The sequence below is a fragment of the Streptomyces aurantiacus genome (genome assembly GCF_027107535.1).
Taxonomy (GTDB): domain Bacteria; phylum Actinomycetota; class Actinomycetes; order Streptomycetales; family Streptomycetaceae; genus Streptomyces.
In genome coordinates, this window is sequence record NZ_CP114283.1 from 5,168,418 (window position 1) to 5,189,763 (window position 21,346).

Here is a 21,346-nt window from a genome sequence, read left to right on the forward strand (position 1 = left end):
TGTGGCGGCCTCGCTCTGGGGAGACTCAGCCGCATGCGACTCATGAGCAACGACGAACTCCTCCACCGCGAGGCAACGTGGTTGCGGAATGTCGCTTCTACTGATCTTTTCGTAAGTTCGGTGGGTGGGGTGGCTGTGTGGGTGGGAGGCTGTCGGGGTGGCTTATCAACCTTCCCTTTCGGTTGTCGGCTCCTCCCTTCCTCCGTTGTCGCGGCCTCAGTTGGCGGAGGCACGTCGTGTTCGGGCAGTCGAGTTGTTCGAGGACAGCGTTTCGAATGCGGAGATCGCGAGGGCGGTAGGGGTGTGTGCCGAGAGTGTGCGGCGTTGGCGGCGTGTGTGGGAGCAAGGCGGTGCTTCGGCCCTGCGGCGACGGGCAGCTACCGGACGCCCACCCAAGCTGAACGACGCCCAGGTCGAGATGGTCCGGGCCGCGTTGGAGCAAGGTGCCCAGGCTCATGGTTTCGAGGCCGACCTGTGGACTTTGGAGCGAGTCGGCGCGGTCGTCACCCGGGCAACGGGGGTGGTGTTGTCGAGGACATCGGTGTGGCGGCTGCTGACGGGTCGGCTCGGATGGAGCCTGCAACGGCCCGAGCGGCGGGCGGTCGAGCGGGACGATGCGGAGATCGCCCGGTGGATCGCGCACGAGTGGCCGCGCATCAAAAAGGGGCAGTGAACACACGTGCCTGGATCGTCTTCCTCGACGAATCAGGCGTCTCTCTGCTCCCGCAGATCCGCCGCACCTACGCCCCCCGAGGGCGAACTCCGCTCCTGCGGCACCGCCTGAACTGGAAGCGCGCGTCGATGGCCGGGGCCTTGGGCTACCACTCCACCGATCCCGATCGCGGGGCTCGCCTGTGCTTCCACCTCAAGCCCGGCAGCTACGACACCACCGGACGCATCGAGGTCCTGCAGCAGATGAAGGTGTTCTACCGCGGCGAGCGGGTGGTCCTGGTCTGGGACGGCCTGTCCGCCCACTGGAGCCGGGCGATGCGAGCCTGGGTCGCCGAACAGGACTGGCTCACCCTGGAACGATTACCCGCCTACGCTCCCGAGCTGAACCCGGTGGAACTGCTGTGGTCCTCGCTCAAGAAACGTGAACTCGCCAACCTCGCCGGCGACCACCTCGCCGATGTCGCCGACGCCACCGAGCAAGGCATCCACCGCATCAACGCCAACCCCCGACTGCCATGGTCATTCCTGGCCCATACCGGCCTGACCATCGGCCCACCACACCCACCGAACTTACGAAAAGATCAGTAGGACCCGCCGGTATGCCCAGGCGTTTCCCGATCTCGACGACGGAGAACGCCGCAGGGTCCAGTCGGCTGTGCTGCACGCCTGGATCCGCAACCGCTACCCGGTCAGCCTGCAGTTCGTGACCAACTACGTAGCCACCGTTGTCACAGCAGTCGGCATGGCGGCTGCAACTGCCACTGCCGGTGTGGTAGCCGCAGTGTTCGCGACGGGCACCGGCGGATCCGTCCGCGCGCCGTGGTGGCTCTTTCCCACAGCGACCTGGGCCGCCATCTGCCTCAGCGCCCTCCTCGTTGCCCGCAACGACCTGCGTGAGATCGTTTCTCTCTTCCGTCGACTCGGCCTCCGAGGCTTGCTCTGGCGCGTCACACACCCGCAGATTGCCTACTGGTTCGTACCGGGAATGGTGCTAGCCACTGGCGCCGTCGCTGCTGCAGCCTTGTGGCTGACCATTGAGACCGCGCTGTCCGCCCCGCCGGGCCAGCAGTTGCTCACTGCTGCGGCAGGGCTGTTCGGTGCGATCCTGGGCCTACAAGTGGGCCGCTGGATCCGCATAGTGCAAGAACTCCTCAGTCGCAGATATCGGCAACCTCAACGGCCCCGTCCCCTCGACGCTGTACTGGTCGAACTCACGGCTGCCACATCCGCGTGTTTCCAAGGGCGGGCCCAGTGGTGGAACCCGCGAAACATCAAGATGGTCAGGGCTCGACTTGCGGTCGCAACCGAAGCCGCCAACGACACCTCAGCCATTCGACGCAGAACCTCAATCACGGAAGTCGCGGCAAGGCGCCAGGCGAGACAGTTCCACGCAGCTCTGGCAGAACTGATCCGACGCCACGACCGCGCAATCGTTCAGGTGCGCACTGCCCAGGAGTACGACGCCATCACGGCCTCACTGCGTTTGGGTGTCCTCGCCCTCGCAGCGGGTGACCTGGCGGCCCTCATGCAGCACAGTGCGGCCGAGCCGCCGACGTCCCGGGCCGCCCGGCTCGTGCGCCGTACTGGCTCCAGCCTCGTCCTCGTGGCGTTCGCTGTGGTCATCCCGCTGCTACCCGGAGTGGACAGCGCCACCGGCGGAGGCGTTCGCGTCCTCCTGCTCATGACGGCCGCACTCGCCCTCACCCCGGCCAGCGACAGCGCCTCCAGCTCCATCCGATCCGCGCTCGAACGAACCTTGTTCACCAAGGGCACCCCATGATCGTCCCCGCCAGAGCGAAGTACCGGAGCGCGCCAGGAAGGATCCTCAGAGCTCCTCCGACACTCGGGACAGTCGGTCCAGCTGAAGCAGCAGGGAGCTCTTCGCCGAGAGGCGACCAATCTCCACGACCCGCCGCACACAGCCGCAGCTGATCTCCCCCGTCCAGCTGTGGCTTCGGCCGGTCTGCGCCTGGGCACCATGCGGCCGACTCGTACGTCACGGACTCAGGCGGAAACCCAAGAGCCACCTCCCGCCAAGACGGCCAGTCCGGCCTCGTCGCCGGCCAGGTCCCAACGGAGCATCGTGCCCACCCACTGCGCGGCATACGTCCAGCGCACCGCATCGTCGAGGGCCGACGGGAGCCCTTCGGCCGGGTCCTGGCCGGAGAACGCCCGCGTGCGAAGGACACCTCGCTGCCAGAGAGTCTGTCTCCACAGTTGTGACTCCTCCCCCGCGTGAACGCGGGGGCTTCTCGCTATGCCGGGTTGGCGTCGCGACGGACCAGCCCGGCCCGTAGAACGTTCAGGGCGCCCACCGTGTCCGCGTGCGCCGAGTGGCCGCACGAGACGCAGTGGAACTTCTCCTGGGTGGGCCGGTTCTCCGCTGAGACGTGCCCGCATTCGGGACAGGTCCGGGAGGTGTTGCGGGGGTCCGCGGCGATCACTTCCCGTCCGGCGCTTTCAGCCTTGGCGTGCAGGATCGTCAGGAACACCCCCCATCCGGCATCCGAGATCGAGTGGTTGAGTCCGGCTTTCGCGGCGGCCCCGTTCGGCAGGAACGCGCCCGGCTGTTCGGGGTCGGGCTTCGGCTTGGGGGCCTGGACCATGTTGCGGATCTTGAGGTCTTCGTACGCGACATCGTGTTCGCGGACCAGGCCCGAGGCGGTCTTGTGTGCGTGGTCGAGCCGCTGACGGCGGACCTTGCGGTGCAGGTCGGCAACGTTCCGGACGGCACGGCGGTGGTTGGCGGTCCGCTCGTCGCGCCGGACTCGCGGGAACCTGGCGAGGGCTTGCTGTGCGGCTTCCAGCTTCGCGGCGGCCTTGCGCCCGTGACGCGGGTTGGGAACGAACTCGCCGTTGGAATCGGCGAGGAAGGTGGCTATGCCCATGTCGACGCCGGCCACGCTGCCCGTCCTGGGCAGCGGCTCGGGCTGTGCCTGCCCGGCAGTGAGCACTACGTACCAGCGCTTGCCCTCGCGCTTGACGGACACGGTCTTGACCCTGCCGACCACCGGCCGGTGCGACGGCTCTTGTGAGCCCTCGCCGTATTTCAGGGGGATTCCCGCGCTGCTCTGCCAGCGGCAGAACACCGGCCGGATCGGGCTCGACGATCACTACAGTCCAGTCTCATGACGACGATTACTACGCGTACGGTCGAGTACCCGGCCGACGGTCTGACGATGATCGGGCACCTCGCGCTCCCGGCCGGTGTCGACCTCCGGCCCGCAGTGCTGCTCGGGCCAGAGGGCATGGGGCTCAGCGACGTCGAGCGCCGCCGGGCCGATGCTCTCGCCGAACTGGGATATATAGCGCTGGCCTTCGACCTTCACGGCGGGCGCTATTTGGGCGCCCCCGAGGAGATGCTGGCCCGTTGCCTGCCGCTGCTCGCTGATCCCGACCGGATGCGGGGGATCGGCCATGCGGCGCTCGACGTGCTGCGCATCGAACCGCGGACCGACCCCGACCGGATCGCCGCCGTCGGCTACGGCACCGGGGGCGCCATCGCGCTGGAACTCGGGCGCGACGGCGTCAACCTGCGCGCGATCGGGACAGTCAATGCAACTACCACGGGTCGGCCGGGCGAGGCGGCGCGCATCCGCTGCCCGGTGTGGGCCGGGGTCGGGTCGGAAGACCCGATCATGCCGCCCGCGCAACGGAACGCGTTCACCGCCGAGATGCAGGCCGCAGGCGTCGACTGGCGCCTCGCGGTCTACGGCGGCGCCTTGCACGCCTTCCACCACCCGCCGGTCGACCACCCCACGGTCCCCGGCGTCGGCTACCACCCACAGCACGCACAGCGAGCCTGGCGCGACGTCGTCGACCTGCTCGCCGAGTGCCTGCCCGTGACGGAGGCTCTGAGGACATGACCCAGGCAGACAGCCTGTGTCTCCTATCGCTGCCCCACTGTGCAAAGTAGTCAAGGCTGCCTGGCATGCCTCAAAACTGCAGGTTCCCAAGGCAGAGAGGACGACCTGTCAGATGGCAGCGCCGGACGATACGACTCCCGCTCTCCAGCTGGGCGGCGGCGGAGAACAGCCGCAGGCGCAGCTTCTGGGGTTCCCGGCGTCGGGCCTCGCCGGTCAGTGCGAGCTTCGGCATCCAGGCGAGGAGGTCGAGCGCGAGCGAGACGATCTCCAGCCAGATCCGGTTCTGGGCGGTGTCGTGCAGGGGCAGACATCCGATGCCGTTGATCTGTCAAGCGGCAGCGGAGAGTTGTTGGTCCGCTGAGGCGGGGAAGGCGGTCGCTTCGTCGTAGTGGATGCGTTTGGTGAGGCAGTGGTGGAGGCAGCCGATCATGCGGTTGAAAAGGTTGCGCTGGGCCGCGGTGTGGCGATCTCCGTCGTTGCGTCGCCGGTCATAGTGGGCCTTGGCGCCGGGTGAGGCGGTCAGGGCGGAGAATGCCCATACGTAGCCGACTGAGGCCAGGCGCTGGTTCTTGACCCGGCGAGCCATGACCGCGACGCTCTTGCCGGACGCTCGTGTGACTGGTGCGGCCCCGGCGTATGCCTTCAGGGCCTTGGCGTCGGCGAAGCGGGATCGGTCGTCGCCGATTTCGGCAAGCACCCGGGCGCCGGTGAGTGCGCCGAGCCCTGGAAAGCTGGTAATGATCTCGGCGTCGGGGTGCTTCTCAAAAGTCTCCACCGCAGCTTCGGCGAGCTCGTCCGCGCTGGTGCAGGCAGCCTCCAGCTTGCGCAGTAAGGTCACCGTCTGGAGTCCCATTGCCTCTTCGACCAACGGGAGTTGGTGCATCTGCGGGGCGTGCAGGGAGGCATGGAGCCGCTCGGTTTCGGCCTCGATGCTGCGTTTGCGCCCGGCCTTCTTGATCAGAGATCGCAGCTGGGCTCGGGTGAGAGCAGCCGCCCGGGCCGGGGTCGGAGCTGCGGCCAAAATGGTGCGAGCGATCGGCGAACACAGTCCGTCCCGCAGCGGCTGGGTGGCAGTCAAGAAGGCTGGGAAGTACTCACGCAGATGGGAGCGGAGCTTGTTGCCGGCCTGTGTTCGGTCCCAGACTGCGTCCTGCTGAGCCCGGGCCAACACGGCGATGGCCTGGACGAGCTCGGAGTCTTCCGGCAACGGGCGGTGGGCTGCGGTGTCCGTGCGCAGGACGTTCGCCAGGACCATCGCGTCGAGTTGGTCGGACTTCTTGCGGGTGACCGCGTGCCGTTCGCGATAGCGGGCGGCGGCCATCGGGTTGATCGCGTAGACAGGGCGCTTCGTTGCGCGCAGGCAGGCCACCAAGAGGCCGCGGGAGGTCTCGATGGCCACGGGAATCGGTGTCTTCTCGTTGTCACCGTGTTCGGTGAGCAGGTCGAGCAGCTGTTGCAGGCCCGTGAGGTCGTCGCTGATGCGGGCTTTGGCCAGTAGGGCTCCGTCCTGGTTGACGAGGGCGACGTCGTGATGGTCGCTGGCCCAGTCGATGCCACCGAACGCTCTCATGCTGTTGTTCACGTCCTCTGGGTCAGGTCTCGCGTTGCTGCTGGTCACAGCCGCGCAGGGGCACGCGTCTCCCTAATGGAAGGGCTCGAAGGCCCGGCATCCGATTAGCCGTTCATGACCCCAGCTACTCGTAAGGCCCTCGGTCTGTGCGGGAGCTCGGGGCTCCAGGAACTGCGAGAGGTGATCCTCACGAGCGGCTCAAACCACCAACGACAACTATCCGATTCATCCGACCGGATGTAACGCGGTGGCTCCGGACGGCACCAGGGGCCGACTCTTGTCACAGGAGTCTCAGCTCCGGGCTACCAATGCGGCTTCCCTGATCCCGACCGTCGCCACCACACCACGTGGATCCCGACCGTCTGCCCCGAGGCGTCAGACGCCAGGTTGCGCATAGTCGTCGACCCCGTCGTGAAGCGGGCTTCGCATTCTCCGTACGGAACTCAGCAGTTCGAGTAACGGACGGCGATGCACCGCTTCATGCCCCATTAGGTTGCGCAAGCCGGTGGCGCGGGCGGCGCGGATGCGGTCTTCGCAGCGGGCCCGTCTGCCGTGACGCAGTTCCAGGCTGGCGAGCTGGCCGCCTTTCGTGCTGGTCGCGAAGCAGGTGAGCCGGTTGCCGTCGATGTCGGTGAAGCGCAACTGGGCACCGGGGTGCGGGCGTTCCTTACGGACGATCAGCCGCATGCCCGTGGGCCAGGTGCTCAGGTCGGGCATGTCGGTGATCTCCGCGACCCAGGCGCCGGGCCGCTCGGTGCCGCCCGCATCGTAGGCCGGCGTCCACGCCTTCTTCGGGATCTTCAGTACGGCCTGGTGGATGGCGTCGGTGATGGTCATTCCGACGGAATACGACAGCCATCGCCCACGCCGGGAGAGCCAGTCGAGGAAGGCATGGGTGCCGCCGGCGAAGTCGGTGCGGATCAGTGTCTGCCGTCCCCGCCGCAGGCGTTTGGGCAGTTGAGCCAGGGCAAGTTGGGTAGTTTCGATCTGGTCGGCGGCGGTGTTGGAGCCCGCGTTGCCGGGCCGCAGGAGGGCGGCCACTGGTTCCCCGGAACCGTCCTGGCTGTGGTCGACGAACGCGACGCGCAGATGAAGGCCGAAGGTCTTCTTCCAGGTCGGAGTGGCGTCCTGCTTCTCGGAGTGCGCGAGCACCAGCACCCCGTCGATGTCCACGATCACCTGGCCGTCGGCGGCGGGACTTCTCGCCCCGGCCAGCTCCCAGACCCGCTGACGCACTTGGGAACGTGCGCCCTGGATTGCCGCAATAGCTTTCGGACCGGAGGCGGCGAGCGCGTCGACGAGACGGGAGACCGTCGGGTCGGAGGCCACCGGGCCGAACACAGCCGACTCCGCCCGCAGCAAGCCGACGTCGGCCAGACAGTCGCCGCCGAGTGCGACGGCCAGGGCCACGTCCAGCAGGATCTTGCCCGGATCGTGCACGGCCCGCCGCTGGCGCCACGGCGCCAGTGCCGCCGATATCGCGGTATCCAGGCCGGACTTGCGGACTGTCTCGATCAGCAGCACCGAGTCGGCCTGGGCAACCACCCCGCGACCGCCTCTCTCGACACGGACACGCGGGTAGCACCCGCTACTCTTCTTCACCTGGGAAGTGCCTCTTCCGCTACTACGTACGGGACCCTCAGCAAGTCCTACCGTTGCAGCTCAGGGGCACTTTCTGCTTTCTCGATCACCTGCCGGACGACACCCCTCGTGAAAGCCCGAGGCTAAGGGAGGTCTTCCCCGTGGGGTGCCTGCGGCCGGCCGTCCGCGCCCATGCGACGAGCCCGTTCTCGCGAGCCGACCGGAGCCGAATGAGGGCGGCAGATTCCGGAAGCCGCGCACACGTGGGAACCGTGCGCAGTGGGCAGAGCGCAGGGGCGGGCCCGATCAGTTGGCCGACGTGTTCCGTGTCATCTCGGCTGCCTCGGTGATGGCGCGTTGTCTGAGATCGCCGAACAGCTGCATCGTGACGGCAGCCAGGACGTCGTCTCCGCCAACAGTCCGCCCATCCCCGCGGCGGGTGGACAGGGCGAGAAGGGGGTCCTTGAGCAGCGGGGCCGGGGCTGGCTCGCCCGGCACCACCAGACTGACCGTCCCGAACCGCTTGACCCCGCCCTCGCGGACGACCTTGGCTGCGTCCCGGGCCAGGGCCGTCAGGAACACGCTTGCGATTCCGTCCAGGTCGCGGACCATCGCCGGGACCGCCCTCACCCCCCGGCTCCCCAGCAGCCTTCTCACCCCGGCCTCGAATCGGTGGGCGCCAGCCACGTCACTTGGGGTACGCGCCCCGCGGCGCTCACGAAGAGACACGAGCGCACCATCGGCGTTGCGCACCTCGCCCATCAGGCCGTGGAAGGTCGGGCTGTGCAGGTACCACGCCGATCCCACCTCCACCTCGACGTTCCGGTCGATCGCCGAGATGAGGTCCTTGGGAATCAGCCTCTTCCTGGCCTCCTCGGCCGCCGCGCTTCTCGCGCCGTCGATGATCTCCGTCAGCAAGGTCCGCGTCACCGACGCGGCGGCCCACGCGGCCGACCGGGAGACGTGCAACGAGGTCACGTCCCTGAACACCGCTTTGACGAGCTGAGGCTTGAACGGCAGGTCGGTCACGACGGAAGCGGTCTGCCGACCGCTGCGCTCGGTGCGCAGGGGTTGTGTGGTCATCGAAGAATGTGCCTTCTGCTGTCGGAGGTGTCAGTTGTCCATGCTGCACCGGGCGGCGAGACCACAGAGCTCTGCGGAGGGCGCCGAGCCGGCACAGGGCCTGCCGGGCGGGGCCGCCGGCACACAGAGGTGCAGGCGGCCTCGCCCGGATTCTCGGCGTTCCGGCGACCGGGCGTGCGGCAGGGGGTGCCACCCAGGCGACGCACTGTGATGCGGCGTCGTGCCGGTCAGGCGACCTGGTACCTGCCGACTTGCAGGAAGTGGCGCAGTGCTTCGGGTGTGTTGTCGTCGAGGGCGGCGTTGGCTGCCGCGCGCAGGGCCGGGCTGATGGACGGGTCGGCGAGGATGCGGGCGATGGAGACGCGGTCGTCCTCGGCCTGGGCGATCCGGTAACCGGTCTCCAGCCAGGCGCGCATCGCGTGGGGATCATTGGCGTCCAGGAGGGCGTTGGCTTCTCGTGTCACACGCCGGCCGCTGTCCGGGTCGGCGAGGATCCGGACTATGGCCACCCTCAGGTCGTCGGCGTCCGGCTCGTCCGCGGACGAGGACACCACGGCCACCGTCACCGCGGTCGGTGCCGCTGTGGCGGCGAAGGACGGGGTGGCGAGCAGGAGGGCCGGGGCCAGGATGCCCGCGGCGATGCCGGGCGCTACGCGATGCAGTCGCAAGGGGAATGCTCCTCTTCGTTTCCTACGGAGGTGAGTTGAGGACACCTCAGGGCGTTCACTTCGGTGATGCTGCCACCTGGGTCTGACAGTGGCAGTTGCCCCGCTGCGGTCGCAGGACACCGTCGCCGCGGACGTGGCCGGTGTTTCATCCGCGGCGCGCTTTCGAGAAGGACGGCCTTGAGCACGGCTCGCGACTGTCGGGGCATGACCGGGGCGAGACGATTCCTCAGGGCGCTCGTGGTGTGGTCCGAGCGCGTGGTGGTGCGCGACGGGGTTCGGCTTGTCTGCCGGGACCGGGGCGCACCGGGGGTGAACCGCTCCGGGTCTGATGGAGGCTCCGGACTGTCCCGGTGTCGTCGTGCAGCCCTTCAGACAGCGTCGCCGCTCGATTCGAATGTCCAGACGGTGCCGGTGTTGCGGCCCCACGACGCATCACCGTGCCGAGGATGGCCGTGAGGTCGTGCTCGACCTCGGCAAGAAGCTCGGCACCGGACGCACAAGGACTCCTCCCACCGGTGCCAGAAGGTACCCATGCGCAGGTCGCGGGTGAGGAGCATGTAGTAATCACCCTCCCAACAAGCGGCGCCCGGCCACGTCGGCCCGCCGGAGCCCCCGACACGGGCCGGGCCGAAGCGGTAGCCCTGGTGCCACCAGTCGACCGAGTAGAGCTGCTCACCGGGGCGGACACAAGCACGCAGGCCGCCTTCGACGGCCGTCTGGAGACGCGCGACACGGGGTTGACCAAGGAGCTTCCGTCCGGCGGAAGTCCACTTGCCGGGGTGGAGGCTCCTTTTCGTCCTGAACGGTGCGCGTCACGGCTGGGCAGCCGCGTATGAGGTCCTGACCGGTATTACCTCACCAGCCAAGGCCGACCCACAACGGATGACGTGGCCGTCGTCCCTGGCAGGCTGGGCCGCAATCCCCGCGTTCATCGGCGGCACCGTCGGCTACCGGCGCCCTGGAAGCCGGGCCGACCACCCTGTCCGCACCCCAGCCCCGCGAAGAAGCGGCCCTCACGGCAGCGCCCACTGCGCCCCGCCCCGGCTGGACGCTCACTGATCGTGCCGCCGGCTCCTTACCGCGCACTGCCAGATCGACGAGGTCCGCCCCGGGGCGTTCGACCGGCGTGTCAGCGTGTGACGTCGAACGTGGCGGCGCGGGGAACGGACGTCGTGTCCCCGTCCTTGGCCGTCGCCAGTGCCGAGACGTACCAGGTGCCCTTGGCCAGGTCGGCCGCCTCCCGCTTCGTGACCTTGAGTGTGTAGGTGCAGCGGGTGGTCTCGTCCGAGGTGCTCCGGCACTTGGCGCTTTCCACCGCGCGAAGCTCCGCCTCGGTCGGGTCGAGTTTCGAACTCGCGGGCCAGACAACGACCTTGAGGCCCCGGATGCCCGAGTCGTCGCTCACGTCCACGGTGTAGACGAGCGAGCCCGCGCTGCCGTCGGACGGAGCCGTGTAGCGAGCCGAGCTGTGCTCCAGGGTCGGCTCCGTGGGTGCCGAGGCCAGGGCGAGGCCGCCGGCGGCCACTCCGCCGAGGGCGACGGCACCGATGAGCGACGAGAGGAGAATGCGCTTGGACATGGGAGATCCCCTTGAATTCGTTGGAGTCTGGAATGTCGGGCTGGATACGCGGACGACCGTGGAAGAGCCGCTGGTGGAGCCGGTCTTGGAAGTGGTCGTAGCAGCGGTGGCCGACCGCGTTCTCGATGTGATCGACACTAGGGCCGGGGGCATGGCGCCGTCCTCGCGCTGCGGGACGATTGGCGCGTCGAACCACAGGTAGAGACTCTGCAACCCAGGTAAGAGACCGGAATCCGCCTCCAGCCGGAGTCGGGCCGCTCACCTGGGGCCATAGCCTTGATCCGCTATGAATCGAACCGACGACCGGCTGTTCCCGGTCCTGCTGATCTGCGTCCAGGCCGTGGTGTGGCCCGGGGCGTCACTGGTGCGCGGGGCCGTCCCGGCCCCCACCCCGGCCTCCCTTCTCGTGGCGGCCCTGGTCGCCGCAGTGGTGACGGCCGCGCTCGCTCTGCGCCGAACTCGCCCGGTGGCCGCCCTCGTCGTGGTCGCCGCCGCCTGCATGCTGGGTACCGGGCCGCTGCCCGCCGAGGCGATGGCGGTGCTGGGGACCGCGGGTGTCGCGCTGGCTCTGTTCACCGTGGCGAGCGAACGCGATGCCTTCACCGCCGTGCTGTGCGTGGTGGCGCTTGCCGTCCACCAGCTCCTGCTGGGCAACAGGCTGCACGGGCTCGACGACCGCGACGGGCTCGACCTCGTCCTGACCGCTGTGCTGTACGCCGCCGTGTGCGGCGCCGGCCTGCTCGTACGGCGGACCCGTCGCGCCCGGCGAAATGCCGAGCGCAGGCTGCAGCGGGCCGAGTCCGAGCGCCATCGGCTGCCTGCGGTTGAACGGCGCCGTATGGAACGGGAGTTGCACGACGTCAGCGCCCACCATCTGACGGCTGTGGTGGTCACGGCGGGTGCGGCCCTCGGGTTGCGCGACCGCCGTCCCGAACTGGCCGATCAGGCACTGGAGTTCGCGGTCGGGACCGGCCGCGAGGTCACCCGCGCGCTCGGCGCGGTACGAGCGCCGGCGCCCTCCCGCGGGGATGTGCCGCCACCGGAGGAACGGCTGCTCGACCTCGTCGCCGGGTTCCGTCACCTGGACCAGCAGGTGGACTGCGAGATCGACTCCCTGCCGGACGGCGCCGTCGCGGAGGCGGCGTACGGCATCGTGCGCGAGGCGCTGACCAACGTGGCACGGTATGCCCCCGGCGCGCATACGAGGGTGTTGTGCCGGTACGGCGACACCCGCACCGACGTCGTGGTGACGAGCACGCCCCCGCCTGCCGGTGCGGTGGCGCACGGTGCGGGTCTCGGCGGCGGCCGCGGGCAGGGCTTCCTGCGCTCCCGGGCACGGGAGGCGGGCGGCACGGTGCACAGCGGCCCGACGGCGGAGGGCGGTTGGGAGGTACGGGCGGAACTGCCGGGCCGGACGGCCACGGCGGTGGAGCCGTCGGTACCGAGGGCCTACCGCGTGGCGCAGGTAGTGGTGGCGGCGGGCCTGGTCCTGCAGCCACTGCTCCCCGCGCTGGCCGTCAGGGCCGAGGACACGTCGAGCGCGTCGCAGGTATCCGCGGGCGCCTTCTTCGCCCTGCTGGCGGCGGGCCAGGCGGTGGCCCTGCTGTGGCTGCGGAAGGCGCCGCGGACGGCGTACGGGATGCTGCTGGGGCTGGCACTGTTGTGGCCGGTGGCGATGGAGGCGGGGAACTACAGCGGGCCCGTCCTCCTCCCGCCCGCGCTGAGCCTGTTCGCCACGTGCGCGGCCCTCGCGATGGAACCGACCCGAACCGCGACGCCACGAAAGGGGCGCGGAGCCGTATCGAAAGACGGCTTCGCCGAGAGAGTGGTCCCCCATGGGCCGGGGAGCGACCAGCCTCCACCGGCCGACGGCCACGTCACGACCGTTCTGCTCACAGTGCTGGTGCACGCCGCGACCGCCACCATCGCGGTTCTGGACCGAGGCACGGCTGCTCCCCTCTGGATGGTCATCGCCGCAACCACGGTCGGCGCAGCCCTGGCAGGCACCGCGGCTCACCTGACCAGACACCTGCGCACCCGGCGCCGGCAAGCCGACCTCCGCGCCCACGACGAACGGCTCGCCACCTGGACCGAGGAGGCCGTCCGCGACGCCTGGACCGAGCGCCGCCGCATCGCCGCCGGCCTCGAAACCACGGTTCTGGCCCGCACCGCCGACATGGTCACCGAGGCGGAGGCAGGCCGACTCGACGCGACAGCGAGCCGCGCCCGCGAGGCCCTGGCCGCGATGCGCACCCTGCTCGACACCGTCCGGGAGGGCGAGACAGGGCACGAACTACGGCCGCAGCCCACCCTCCAGGCGCTCGACCTGCTCGCCCACCAACTCCGCGCCACCGGCCGCGACATCGAGATACGGCTGACCGACCGCGTACCGGAACGGCTGCCCACCGCCGTCGACCTGGCCGCCTACCACGCCGCCGAGACGGTACTCACGGCCGGCGGCGAAGAGCCTGCGATGCTCGAATTCGACTCGGACGGCGCTATGTTGACGCTCACGGCCACCGGGGTGCCCCGCGCCGCCGACTCCGCCGTGCGCCAGCGGCTGACCACGCGGGTCGTGACGCTCGGCGGCACCCTGACCACCGGACCGCAGGGGACGGTCAGCCTCCGGCTGCCACTCGCCGTCGCACCGGACAACGAGGAGAGACATCAATGAGCCTCAACGTGCTGGTCGTCGACGACCAGGGCATCGTACGGGCGGGCTTCGCCGCCGTGATCGACGCCGAGGAGGACATGACGGTCGTCGGCGAGGCCGCCGACGGCGCCGTCGCGGTGCGCCTCGCCGAAGGACTGGCTCCCGACGTGGTCGTCATGGACGTACGCATGCCTGTGCTCGACGGCATCGCCGCCACCCGCATCATCACCGGACGCCAAAGCGCGCCCCGGGTCCTCGTCCTCACCACCTTCGACCTCGACGCGTACGTCTTCGACGCGCTGCGCGCCGGCGCCTCGGGCTTCCTCCTCAAGGACGTACACCCCTCCCAACTACTGCAGGGCATCCGCGAGGTGGCGGCCGGCGAGAGCGTACTCGCCCCGTCCGCGACCCGCCGCCTCATCAGCCACTACGCGTCCGGACCACCCGCCGCGGCCCCGGCCGGGAGCGCCCCCGAACTGGACAGCCTGACCGGCAGCCAGCGGGGCGTCCTCACCCTGATCGCGGCCGGACTCACCAACACGGAGATCGCCGAGCAACTCGGCATCACCGTAGGCACCGTGAAGTCCCACGTGAACGCCCTGCTCCGCAAGCTCGGCCTGCGCGACCGCGTACAGGCGACGATCCTCGCGTACGACCTCGGCCTCGCCCGCCCGAACCCGCCCGGCACCCACCTCTGACCACCGCGACCGACCGTCCATACGCAACCACGGAGTCCAACCCCATGACCGGCACCGATACCGATTCCGGCCGACCCCTCCCCCGCCGGCTGCTCGCCCACGTCGGCGTCGCCGCCCTCGTCTACCTCGGCGTCTGCGCCGTCCTGCTCGTATGGGCACTGGTGGTGACCGCCAGAGAAACCACGGACGCGTCCATGGCCGGCGTCATCCCGTTCCTTGCCACCGCTCCCGCCAGCCTCGCATTCCTCATGTTGCCGGCCAACAGCGTCGTGTTCTTCACCGCCATCGCTGTCGGGGCAGCGGTCAACGCCGCGATCATCAGCTGGTGCACCCGCGCGCTGCGCCGCGGCGGTCACCCGGACCGATAGGACTCCGACAAGCCTGTCCGGAGGCTGAGGGCCGGCTGGGCCGGGGCTGACAACAGTCCCAGTAGTCCTGCGGAGATTCGATCCCTCCCGTAAACCGGCATGACATTCCCACGATGGCGATGGGCTCCGCGATAGGCAATTGCACTCGTACTCGAGTTACTCTGAAATCTCACCGACACGGTCGGGTATGTGTTGGTGGTGACGATCAACTCGTCCGCGCCGGTGACCTCTTGAAGCTGTTCGAGCTGGTCGGCGAGGCGCTCCCGAAAAGCCGACGAACTGGGTGTCAACGCGGCCGGCAACCAGTTCGTGGTCCGCGTCGCTCCAGGTGTGGGCGGGGGCCTCCGCCGGGGTGAGGAACGGAATGGCGCCCTCAGCAGACCTGGAGGCGATCTGCGAGTGTCCTTTTCCGGACGGTGGGCCCTGGGATACACCGAGTCACTGGACGCCGACCGCCGCCCTTCTGAACCGTCACGCTTCGGGCCTTTTGAGACGTCTCCAGCAGATGAGGCTGCAGGCCAGGGATACGAAGGCGCCGTGGAGTTCGGTGCGCCCTTGTCGCCGAGCAGGGCCTCGGGGCGTCTGCGGGGACGGCCGGGGGCGGCCTGCAACGGGCGGGATGCCGTCGACCAGGGCGAGGGTCTGGGTGACGTCGTTGACGTTTGCCGCAGTCGTGATCGCCTTGAGCGGAGTGTGAACGCGGCGATCACGGCGTCGAGGTCTCGCTCCAGCCCTCGGGTGAAGGCAAGCAGGTGCGGCAGATCGGCAGTGCGGACCTGGGTCCTCCAGAGCTCGAGCGCGTCGGCATTGTCTGGGTGAGGCTTCAGGAGCCGGGCGAAGTCCGCGATACAGAGGGCGAGTTGGGTCAGCTCGGGGCTGGCCACGATGAGCCGGTCCAGTAGGTGCTGACGTTCGGCCTTGAGGTTGTCGGGCACGGTGATGAGCATGCGGGCGGGCCTGCGCGGGGAGATGCGGCTGCGGTCGGCGTCCGCGCGGCCTTGGCTGATGTACGTGTGCAAGAGGTCGAGGCAGTCGGTGAAACCTTGGTCTTTGATCTCCTCGAAGAGGTGCTTGACCGGGACGGCGGGGTCTTCGGCCCGGCGTTTGCGCAGGTGCTCGCGCGGTATTTGGGGACGCGGAGCATCCGCTCGGGCCGATCGGCGCGGGCGTAGCGTTTGACGGTGTTCAGGGGCAGTTGAAGACGGCGGACGCATTGGAGCAGGCCCACGCCCTGGTCGAGCAGGTCGTGGATCTGGTGTCGGCGTTCCAGGGTGGTCTGGGCACGGGGCCCGTCGTAAATAGGTGCGTCCAGGACGGTGGCCCAGCAGGTGCTGTGCGTCTTCACCTCGCCGAGGGCGGCTTCACACAGGTTCTTCCACAAACGCCACCGATCACCGACCTGCGTCGCACGGGGCAGAGCGCGGCGGATGGCCTCGGCGTAGGTCGCCGATCCGTCACGGCACACGACCTCGACGCCCGGATGTTCGCGCAGCCACGCTTCCAGGGTGTCGGCCGTGCGGTCGGGCAGCACGGCGATCCGCTCGTGGGTCTCAGCGTCGATGATCACGGTGGCACAGCGGTGGCGGCGGCGCAGAGCGAGGTCGTCGACGCCGATCACGCGAGGCGTCCGCGCTGCGGGCAGCGGGATGCGCAACAGGGTACGCAGAGCGGTATGACGCGATCCGTCGAGCCGACGGGCGTCGGCGTGGTCACTCTGCCCGTTGGCCCTGTTCCCGGCCGCCGGCGGGTTGTCGGTCGGGGAAGCAGGATCTACGTCCAGGCCGAGCCGTTCACTGCGTGGGGCGTGTTCGACCTCGGCATCTGATACTCAGCATGGGAAAGACCATGTCGACCTGGTCGTCGAAGCCAGAGCGCGATGACCGTGGTGTCCACTCCGGCCTTCCCGCAGGGCCGCCACTCTCGCTCGCACCCGCCGGGCCTGATGCCACTGCCTGGAACGACACACCGCCGAACAGAAACGGACTCTCGGACCGGCGTGGTGAACATGGCCCGCCCGATCTGGGCGACCAGCCAACGGTCCGAGGCGGGTGCGGCCGCCGCCCCGCGGGAGCACCCTGCCGATTTCTTACCTGATCCGCTTGCTTGGAGTGCATTCCAAGGCCATAGCGTCGAGACAGCTGAACCGAACACCCGACGCGTCGACGCGTCATCCCGCACGACCAACGAGAAAGACGGCAAGTGGTAGACAACCAATTCACAACGCATGCAGAGCTTTTCGATCTGTGTGGAAAGCGCGCGCTCGTCACCGGTGGCACCAGAGGCATCGGCATGATGATCGCGCGTGGCCTTCTCCAGGCAGGCGCCCGCGTCGTCATCAGCTCACGTAATGCAGCAGCGTGTGCTCAGGCGCAGGAACAGCTGTCAAAATTCCCTACGTTGTTCTGCGGGACGTGGTGAGCCCTTCGTATGGTTCGTCCACCCAGGGGCGTCGGGTGTGGCTTTCAAACTTCTGCCACTTGTGGCTTCCATCGATTGGCCGCCCGACGCCCCACGACGACTCGGCTGCCAATTAGGAATTGCGAATGATCGCTACGTAGGGAATCGACAGCGAGGTCGTCCGTGGGAGACACCAGCAACACCACCGCACGGAGGCACCACATGGCCGCGATCTGGGCTGGCATCGACGCAGGCAAAGCCCACCATCACTGCGTCGCGATCGACGAGAGCGGCCGCCGGCTGCCCTGGGGGACGAGGTGACCTGGGGCATCGACCTGGCCGACGGCGGAGCCGCGCTTCCGAGAGCTACCGCGGCGAGGGCAAGACCGACGCGAAGGACGCCGCCGTCATCGCCGACCAGGTCCGCGTCCGCCGCGATCTGCATCCGCTGCGGGTCGGCGACGACACCGTCATCGATCTCAAGATCCTCACAGGCCGCCGCATGGACCTGATCGCCGACCGCACCCGCACCGTCAACCGCCTCCGTGCCCAGTTCACTGGCATCTTCCCCGGCCTGGAGCGGGCCCTGGACCTCACCAACACCGGCCCGCTCACCCTGCTGACCGGCTATCAGACCCCCGCGGCTATTCGCCGGATCGGCGTCAAGCGGCTGGAGACCTGGCTGCGCAACCGCCACGTCGTCCGCCCCGACCGGCTCGCCGAAACCGCTGTCCAGGCCGCCGAACGGCAGCACACGAGCCTGCCCGGCGAGAAGCTGGCCGCCACGTTGGTACACACGCTGGCGAAGGAAGTGATGAGCCTCAACCAGCACGTCGCCGAGCTCGACAAGGCCATCGAGGCCCGGTTTCGCGACCACCACACCTTCGAGGTGATCACCAGCATGCCCGGCCTGGGCGTCATCCTCGGCGCCGAGTTCCTGGCAGCCACCGGCGGCGACATGACGGCGTTCGGCACCGCCGACCGCCTCGCCGGCTTCGGCGGCGTCGCCCCGGTGCCCCGCGATTCCGGGAAACTGAGCGGGAACCTGCGCCGCCCGCAGCGATACAACCGCCGCCTCCAACGCGTCTTCTACACCTCGGCGTTGTTCAGCATCCGCCACTGCGAGGAATCCCGGCGCTTCTACGATCGCAAACGTGCCGAGGGCAAGCGCCATACCCAGGCCGTCCTGGCTCTCGCTCGCCGCCGCGTCAACGTCCTCTGGGCCCTTCTGCGCGACGGACGGCGCTACGAGCCAGCTCCGCCGGCAAGGGCTGCCGCATAGGAAGGGACGCGACACGCTGCGCGCGGCCAGTTGGCCTGACCGACCCCGTCAGACCAGGCAAAACTCATTACCTTCCGGGTCTGCCATCACCACGTGATCCGGCCTGCCCTGCAACTCGTCCTCGCGGACCACGGTCGCGCCCGCAGCGGTCAACCGCTCCACCGCCTCGACCACGCGCGGCCAGCGCACCTCCCACGGGGTTTCACGGCCGCCACCAACTTGCACGTCGAAATGCAGCCGGTTCTTCGCCACCTTCGGCTCCGGCACCTTCAGGAAGGACAAGGTGGGGCCCACGCCGTCCGGATCTGAGAGGTACGCCCCGTCATCCCACTCGTCCTCCGGAACCTCATGATGCGCGAACCACTCCTCCCAGCTCCCGAACCCTGCGGGCGCGGGCTTCTCCTCGTAGCCCAACGCCAGCGCCCAGAACGCGGCCAGTTTCGCCGGGTACGCGCAGTCGATCGTCAAGCTCCACTTGGTCGCCATGAGCCCTCCCCAGTCGGATGAACGGACTGTACCGTGCACCTCCGACACCTCCTGCCCGCTACCTCAAGCGTGCGCCGCGGCTTGACGAACGGCATTGGGAATCGGTGAGGTGCGGGCCATCCCCGCCGACCTGTCCCGCCACGACGAGTGTCGGCGACTGTCCGACCTCGTCACCGCCGACTCGGAGCGTCTCGACATCCTCGTCAACAACGCGGGCGCCCTGTGGGACGAGCCGCTGGCGACGTTCCCAGACGAGGCCTGGGACACGGTCGTCGACCACACCGGACCGGCCCCGGCGGCCCGGCCCCGGCGGCCCGGCGTCAGCCGAGGACTGTGCCCGTGGATGCGGCCGGCCGACGTCGGCGTGAGAACGCACCGAGGTCGATGGTCTGGCCGGTGTGTTCGCAGGTGTGCGTGAGCGCACTCCGGTCGTGGTCGTGACCGCCTTCGACACCGTGGATCAGGGTAGTCATGAGGCGGCCCACCAGAGGGGCGTTCTTGAACTGATTGCCGCTGGTGCCGATGGCCACGTAGAAGCCGGCAAGTTCGGTCCGGTCGTATACGGGGGTCCAGTCGTCGGTCACGTCGTATACGCCTGCCACGCCCCGGGGCTTGTTGGGAACGCGCAGACCGGGCAGTCGGCGAGCCGCCCGCGTCACCTGCGTCCTGAACTGCGACACGGTCGGAAGAGGGCTCCCGTCGTCCGGATCGTCGAGCCATTCCAGCGGGTCGCACTCGGGTTCCGTGCCGCCGACGAGCAGGAACTTGCTGCCCTCGGGCCGTAAATATGTGCCGAGGTCCAAGTCGGCCAGCACCGGTGCCTGACGGTCGCCGCCGACGTCGTGGTAGCCGGCGGGGGCCGCTACGTGGTGCACCTCCTGGCGCAGCGGCCGCAGACCGACGGTGAAGTCGCCGCCCACTTCGGCGAGCCGGTTCAGCTGTCCCGACCATGGGCCGGCCGCGTTGACGACCACCCCGGCGGACAGTTCGGTTCCATCCTTGAGGCGCACCCCGCGCACGCGTCCCCCGCGCTGCGTCACCGCGGTGACGGGGGTCTTCCACCGGAAGGCGGCTCCGTGCCGCTGGGCCGCCGTAGCAAGGTTGTGCGCGGCGAGTTGCGGGTCGTCGATGAAGCCCCCGTCGGGTGTGTGGAGAGCGCCGAGCCGAGCGGACGCGTCGGCGAAGAACTCGTCGTCATCCACGGGGCGGGGTGGGAAGTACCGGCCGGTGTCCACGGCGGGCAACCGCTTGGACAGCTCTGGTGCATCCCATTTCTCGTACGGGACACCGACCTTGTCGAAGTGGCGCGTGAACATGCCGCAGGGTGCGAAGTCCACGTCCAGCATGGTGACGCCGCATCGGTTGAACGCTGCGAGGGGTTCACCGGCGGGAGCTTGGAGATGGTCGCGCCATGCTTCCCAGCAGTGACGGGACTCCCAAGCAGCATTGACGCCCGCGATCGTGGAATAGGTGAAGCGGACCACGGCGCTCGTGGCGCTGGTGGACCCGTTGCCTGCGCCGCCGAACTTGTCGACCACGACCACCCGCAGGCCGCTCCGCGCCAGTTCGAGAGCGATGGACGATCCGATGACCCCCGCCCCGACGACGACTACGTCTGTGCTCTCAGGCATGCTTCAACCCACTTTCTTCTTGCCGGACCAGACGGTTCCTGTGGTGGCGCGGCGGGTCGCCGCGCCACCCGTTGTCCGCACATTGCACAGGTAAGAGGCCATGCTCCGGCGACTGTTGTCGCCACTTTCCGTCGCCGTACCCCACCGTTGTCGCTTGTGTGCGCCGATGCTCAGCGATGAGGGCCGAGGGCCGCTCAACGTTCCGGACGTGATGGTGGAGCGGATCGGCCCTCGCTCATGCGCAGGATCAAGGTGACCGCGTCCTCCGAGCGGGTTCCGGGAGTGAGGACTTCCTGCAGGAGGAGGCCGCGAATCGCGGCAATGGTGACGCTGGCCACCTCCCGCGCTTCCTTCGCGTCGAGCCCTTCGCGTTCCGCGAGTGAGGACAGCATCGCGGTCAGGTCGTCGATCGACTCCACAAACTCACGGAAGTCCTCGGGGCGGTACACGGCCAGTCCGACGACGTGGAAGAAGCCGCGGACACGCGACAGCTGCTCCGACCGGGTGTAAGTACGCCAGATCGCCACGACGAAATCGTCGAAAGTGCCCTGCTGGGCGGCCTCCAGAAGTACCTCGTTGTCACGGGAGCGCTGAGCCGTGAGCATGGCGGCCAAGACGCCCGCGAGCGACCCGAAGTGGTAGCGCAACAGGGCGTGGCTGGTCTCGATTCGGGCGGCGATCTCACGGAGCGACATCTCCGGCGGGGGAAGGGCCTCACCAAAGGCGTCGAGAAGCCGTGCCAGGAGTCGTTCGCGCGCGCTGCCGTTGCGTTGGGAGGTTGACAGGATCACTCCCACAGTTTATCCATTGGA

At 68.8% G+C, this 21,346-nt stretch carries 15 protein-coding genes and 9 pseudogenes; 11 read left to right on the top strand and 13 right to left on the bottom strand.

The genetic code is table 11. The annotated features are described in order from the left end of the window. The first annotated feature begins 157 nt into the window (after positions 1-157). From O1Q96_RS24915 to O1Q96_RS24925, 3 genes are all read left to right on the top strand, one after another. On the top strand, positions 158-673 hold the full coding sequence (locus tag O1Q96_RS24915) for a winged helix-turn-helix domain-containing protein (RefSeq protein WP_419586938.1): 516 nt from the start codon (positions 158-160) through the stop codon (positions 671-673). Continuing rightward, entirely contained in the window at positions 670-1,260 is a 591-nt protein-coding gene (locus O1Q96_RS24920) for a transposase (RefSeq protein ID WP_269250287.1), read from the top strand. The genes O1Q96_RS24915 and O1Q96_RS24920 overlap by 4 nt, the downstream gene beginning before the upstream one ends. 67 nt (positions 1,261-1,327) lie before the next feature. Beyond that, entirely contained in the window at positions 1,328-2,452 is a 1,125-nt protein-coding gene (locus O1Q96_RS24925) for a hypothetical protein (RefSeq protein ID WP_269250288.1), read from the top strand. Positions 2,453-2,927: 475 nt separating this feature from the next. On the opposite strand, the pseudogene O1Q96_RS24930 reads toward O1Q96_RS24925, so the two are convergent. Further along, positions 2,928-3,755 (bottom strand): annotated as a pseudogene (locus tag O1Q96_RS24930) (RNA-guided endonuclease InsQ/TnpB family protein); the annotation flags it as partial. A gap of 45 nt (positions 3,756-3,800) precedes the next feature. On the opposite strand from O1Q96_RS24930, the gene O1Q96_RS24935 reads away from it, so the two are divergent. Further along, complete coding sequence (locus O1Q96_RS24935) at positions 3,801-4,538, top strand: dienelactone hydrolase family protein (protein ID WP_269250289.1); 738 nt, start codon at positions 3,801-3,803, stop codon at positions 4,536-4,538. A gap of 130 nt (positions 4,539-4,668) precedes the next feature. On the opposite strand, the pseudogene O1Q96_RS24940 reads toward O1Q96_RS24935, so the two are convergent. The 6 genes and pseudogenes from O1Q96_RS24940 to O1Q96_RS44615 form a co-directional block, all read right to left on the bottom strand. Further along, positions 4,669-4,857 (bottom strand): annotated as a pseudogene (locus O1Q96_RS24940) (transposase); the annotation flags it as partial. Between the two features lie 9 nt (positions 4,858-4,866). Continuing rightward, on the bottom strand, positions 4,867-6,108 hold the full coding sequence (locus tag O1Q96_RS24945) for an IS110 family RNA-guided transposase (RefSeq protein WP_419587066.1): 1,242 nt from the start codon (positions 6,106-6,108) through the stop codon (positions 4,867-4,869). Between the two features lie 444 nt (positions 6,109-6,552). Next, positions 6,553-7,710, bottom strand: a pseudogene (locus tag O1Q96_RS24950) (IS1380 family transposase); the annotation flags it as partial. 285 nt (positions 7,711-7,995) lie between these two features. Further along, a complete protein-coding gene (locus O1Q96_RS24955) occupies positions 7,996-8,772 on the bottom strand; it encodes a hypothetical protein (protein WP_269250290.1) in 777 nt (258 codons plus the stop codon). 227 nt (positions 8,773-8,999) lie between these two features. Next, positions 9,000-9,440, bottom strand: coding sequence for an ALF repeat-containing protein (locus tag O1Q96_RS24960; RefSeq protein WP_269250291.1), 441 nt, complete (start codon positions 9,438-9,440; stop codon positions 9,000-9,002). Between the two features lie 368 nt (positions 9,441-9,808). Continuing rightward, positions 9,809-10,162: pseudogene (locus tag O1Q96_RS44615) on the bottom strand (DUF2716 domain-containing protein); the annotation flags it as partial. Positions 10,163-10,211: 49 nt separating this feature from the next. Between O1Q96_RS44615 and O1Q96_RS44620 the strand changes: the two are divergent. Beyond that, positions 10,212-10,499, top strand: a complete 288-nt coding sequence (locus O1Q96_RS44620) for a DUF6313 family protein (RefSeq protein ID WP_419586939.1) — start codon at positions 10,212-10,214, stop codon at positions 10,497-10,499. A 70-nt stretch (positions 10,500-10,569) separates the two neighbouring features. On the opposite strand, the gene O1Q96_RS24965 is transcribed toward O1Q96_RS44620, so the two are convergent. Beyond that, the gene (locus O1Q96_RS24965; RefSeq protein ID WP_269250292.1) at positions 10,570-11,019 is read right to left on the bottom strand and encodes a DUF5707 domain-containing protein; all 450 of its coding nucleotides are present in this window, start codon (positions 11,017-11,019) and stop codon (positions 10,570-10,572) included. Between the two features lie 286 nt (positions 11,020-11,305). Between O1Q96_RS24965 and O1Q96_RS24970 the strand changes: the two genes are divergently transcribed. Genes O1Q96_RS24970 through O1Q96_RS24980 form a run of 3 tightly spaced genes read left to right on the top strand, consistent with a single transcriptional unit; the run spans position 11,306 to position 14,738 of the window. Further along, complete coding sequence (locus O1Q96_RS24970; RefSeq protein ID WP_269250293.1) at positions 11,306-13,693, top strand: sensor histidine kinase; 2,388 nt, start codon at positions 11,306-11,308, stop codon at positions 13,691-13,693. Next, positions 13,690-14,370 carry a response regulator gene (locus O1Q96_RS24975; RefSeq protein WP_269250294.1) on the top strand — a complete coding sequence of 227 codons (681 nt, stop codon included), beginning with the start codon at positions 13,690-13,692 and terminating at the stop codon, positions 14,368-14,370. The genes O1Q96_RS24970 and O1Q96_RS24975 overlap by 4 nt, the downstream gene beginning before the upstream one ends. Positions 14,371-14,414: 44 nt before the next feature. Beyond that, on the top strand, positions 14,415-14,738 hold the full coding sequence (locus tag O1Q96_RS24980) for an SCO4225 family membrane protein (RefSeq protein ID WP_269250295.1): 324 nt from the start codon (positions 14,415-14,417) through the stop codon (positions 14,736-14,738). A 185-nt stretch (positions 14,739-14,923) separates the two neighbouring features. Here the strand turns inward: O1Q96_RS24980 and O1Q96_RS24985 are convergent. Next, positions 14,924-15,122: pseudogene (locus tag O1Q96_RS24985) on the bottom strand (LLM class flavin-dependent oxidoreductase); the annotation flags it as partial. Between the two features lie 305 nt (positions 15,123-15,427). Further along, a pseudogene (locus O1Q96_RS24990) lies at positions 15,428-16,419 on the bottom strand (ISL3 family transposase); the annotation flags it as partial. A 518-nt stretch (positions 16,420-16,937) separates the two neighbouring features. On the opposite strand from O1Q96_RS24990, the pseudogene O1Q96_RS24995 reads away from it, so the two are divergent. Both O1Q96_RS24995 and O1Q96_RS25000 read left to right on the top strand, forming a co-directional pair. After that, positions 16,938-17,129, top strand: a pseudogene (locus O1Q96_RS24995) (SDR family NAD(P)-dependent oxidoreductase); the annotation flags it as partial. Positions 17,130-17,357: 228 nt separating this feature from the next. Next, a pseudogene (locus O1Q96_RS25000) lies at positions 17,358-18,417 on the top strand (IS110 family RNA-guided transposase). A 48-nt stretch (positions 18,418-18,465) separates the two neighbouring features. Here the strand turns inward: O1Q96_RS25000 and O1Q96_RS25005 are convergent. Beyond that, complete coding sequence (locus O1Q96_RS25005; protein WP_269250296.1) at positions 18,466-18,903, bottom strand: VOC family protein; 438 nt, start codon at positions 18,901-18,903, stop codon at positions 18,466-18,468. Positions 18,904-19,006: 103 nt separating this feature from the next. Here O1Q96_RS25005 and O1Q96_RS44300 point away from each other — a divergent pair. Further along, positions 19,007-19,180, top strand: a pseudogene (locus O1Q96_RS44300) (SDR family NAD(P)-dependent oxidoreductase); the annotation flags it as partial. A gap of 43 nt (positions 19,181-19,223) precedes the next feature. Here O1Q96_RS44300 and O1Q96_RS25015 read toward each other — a convergent pair. Then, positions 19,224-20,534, bottom strand: a complete 1,311-nt coding sequence (locus O1Q96_RS25015; protein ID WP_269250298.1) for an NAD(P)/FAD-dependent oxidoreductase — start codon at positions 20,532-20,534, stop codon at positions 19,224-19,226. Positions 20,535-20,728: 194 nt separating this feature from the next. Beyond that, the gene (locus tag O1Q96_RS25020; protein ID WP_269250299.1) at positions 20,729-21,331 is read right to left on the bottom strand and encodes a TetR/AcrR family transcriptional regulator; all 603 of its coding nucleotides are present in this window, start codon (positions 21,329-21,331) and stop codon (positions 20,729-20,731) included. Positions 21,332-21,346 lie beyond the last annotated feature (15 nt).

Bases quoted from the DNA above. Each gene is read 5' to 3' on its own strand.
- O1Q96_RS24965 (WP_269250292.1), bottom strand. From the start codon at position 11,019: ATGTCCAAGCGCATTCTCCTCTCGTCGCTCATCGGTGCCGTCGCCCTC.
- O1Q96_RS25005 (WP_269250296.1), bottom strand. From the start codon at position 18,903: ATGGCGACCAAGTGGAGCTTGACGATCGACTGCGCGTACCCGGCGAAA.
- O1Q96_RS25015 (WP_269250298.1), bottom strand. From the start codon at position 20,534: ATGCCTGAGAGCACAGACGTAGTCGTCGTCGGGGCGGGGGTCATCGGA.
- O1Q96_RS24970 (WP_269250293.1), top strand. From the start codon at position 11,306: ATGAATCGAACCGACGACCGGCTGTTCCCGGTCCTGCTGATCTGCGTC.
- O1Q96_RS24935 (WP_269250289.1), top strand. From the start codon at position 3,801: ATGACGACGATTACTACGCGTACGGTCGAGTACCCGGCCGACGGTCTG.
- O1Q96_RS24955 (WP_269250290.1), bottom strand. From the start codon at position 8,772: ATGACCACACAACCCCTGCGCACCGAGCGCAGCGGTCGGCAGACCGCT.
- O1Q96_RS24945 (WP_419587066.1), bottom strand. From the start codon at position 6,108: ATGAGAGCGTTCGGTGGCATCGACTGGGCCAGCGACCATCACGACGTC.
- O1Q96_RS24980 (WP_269250295.1), top strand. From the start codon at position 14,415: ATGACCGGCACCGATACCGATTCCGGCCGACCCCTCCCCCGCCGGCTG.
- O1Q96_RS24975 (WP_269250294.1), top strand. From the start codon at position 13,690: ATGAGCCTCAACGTGCTGGTCGTCGACGACCAGGGCATCGTACGGGCG.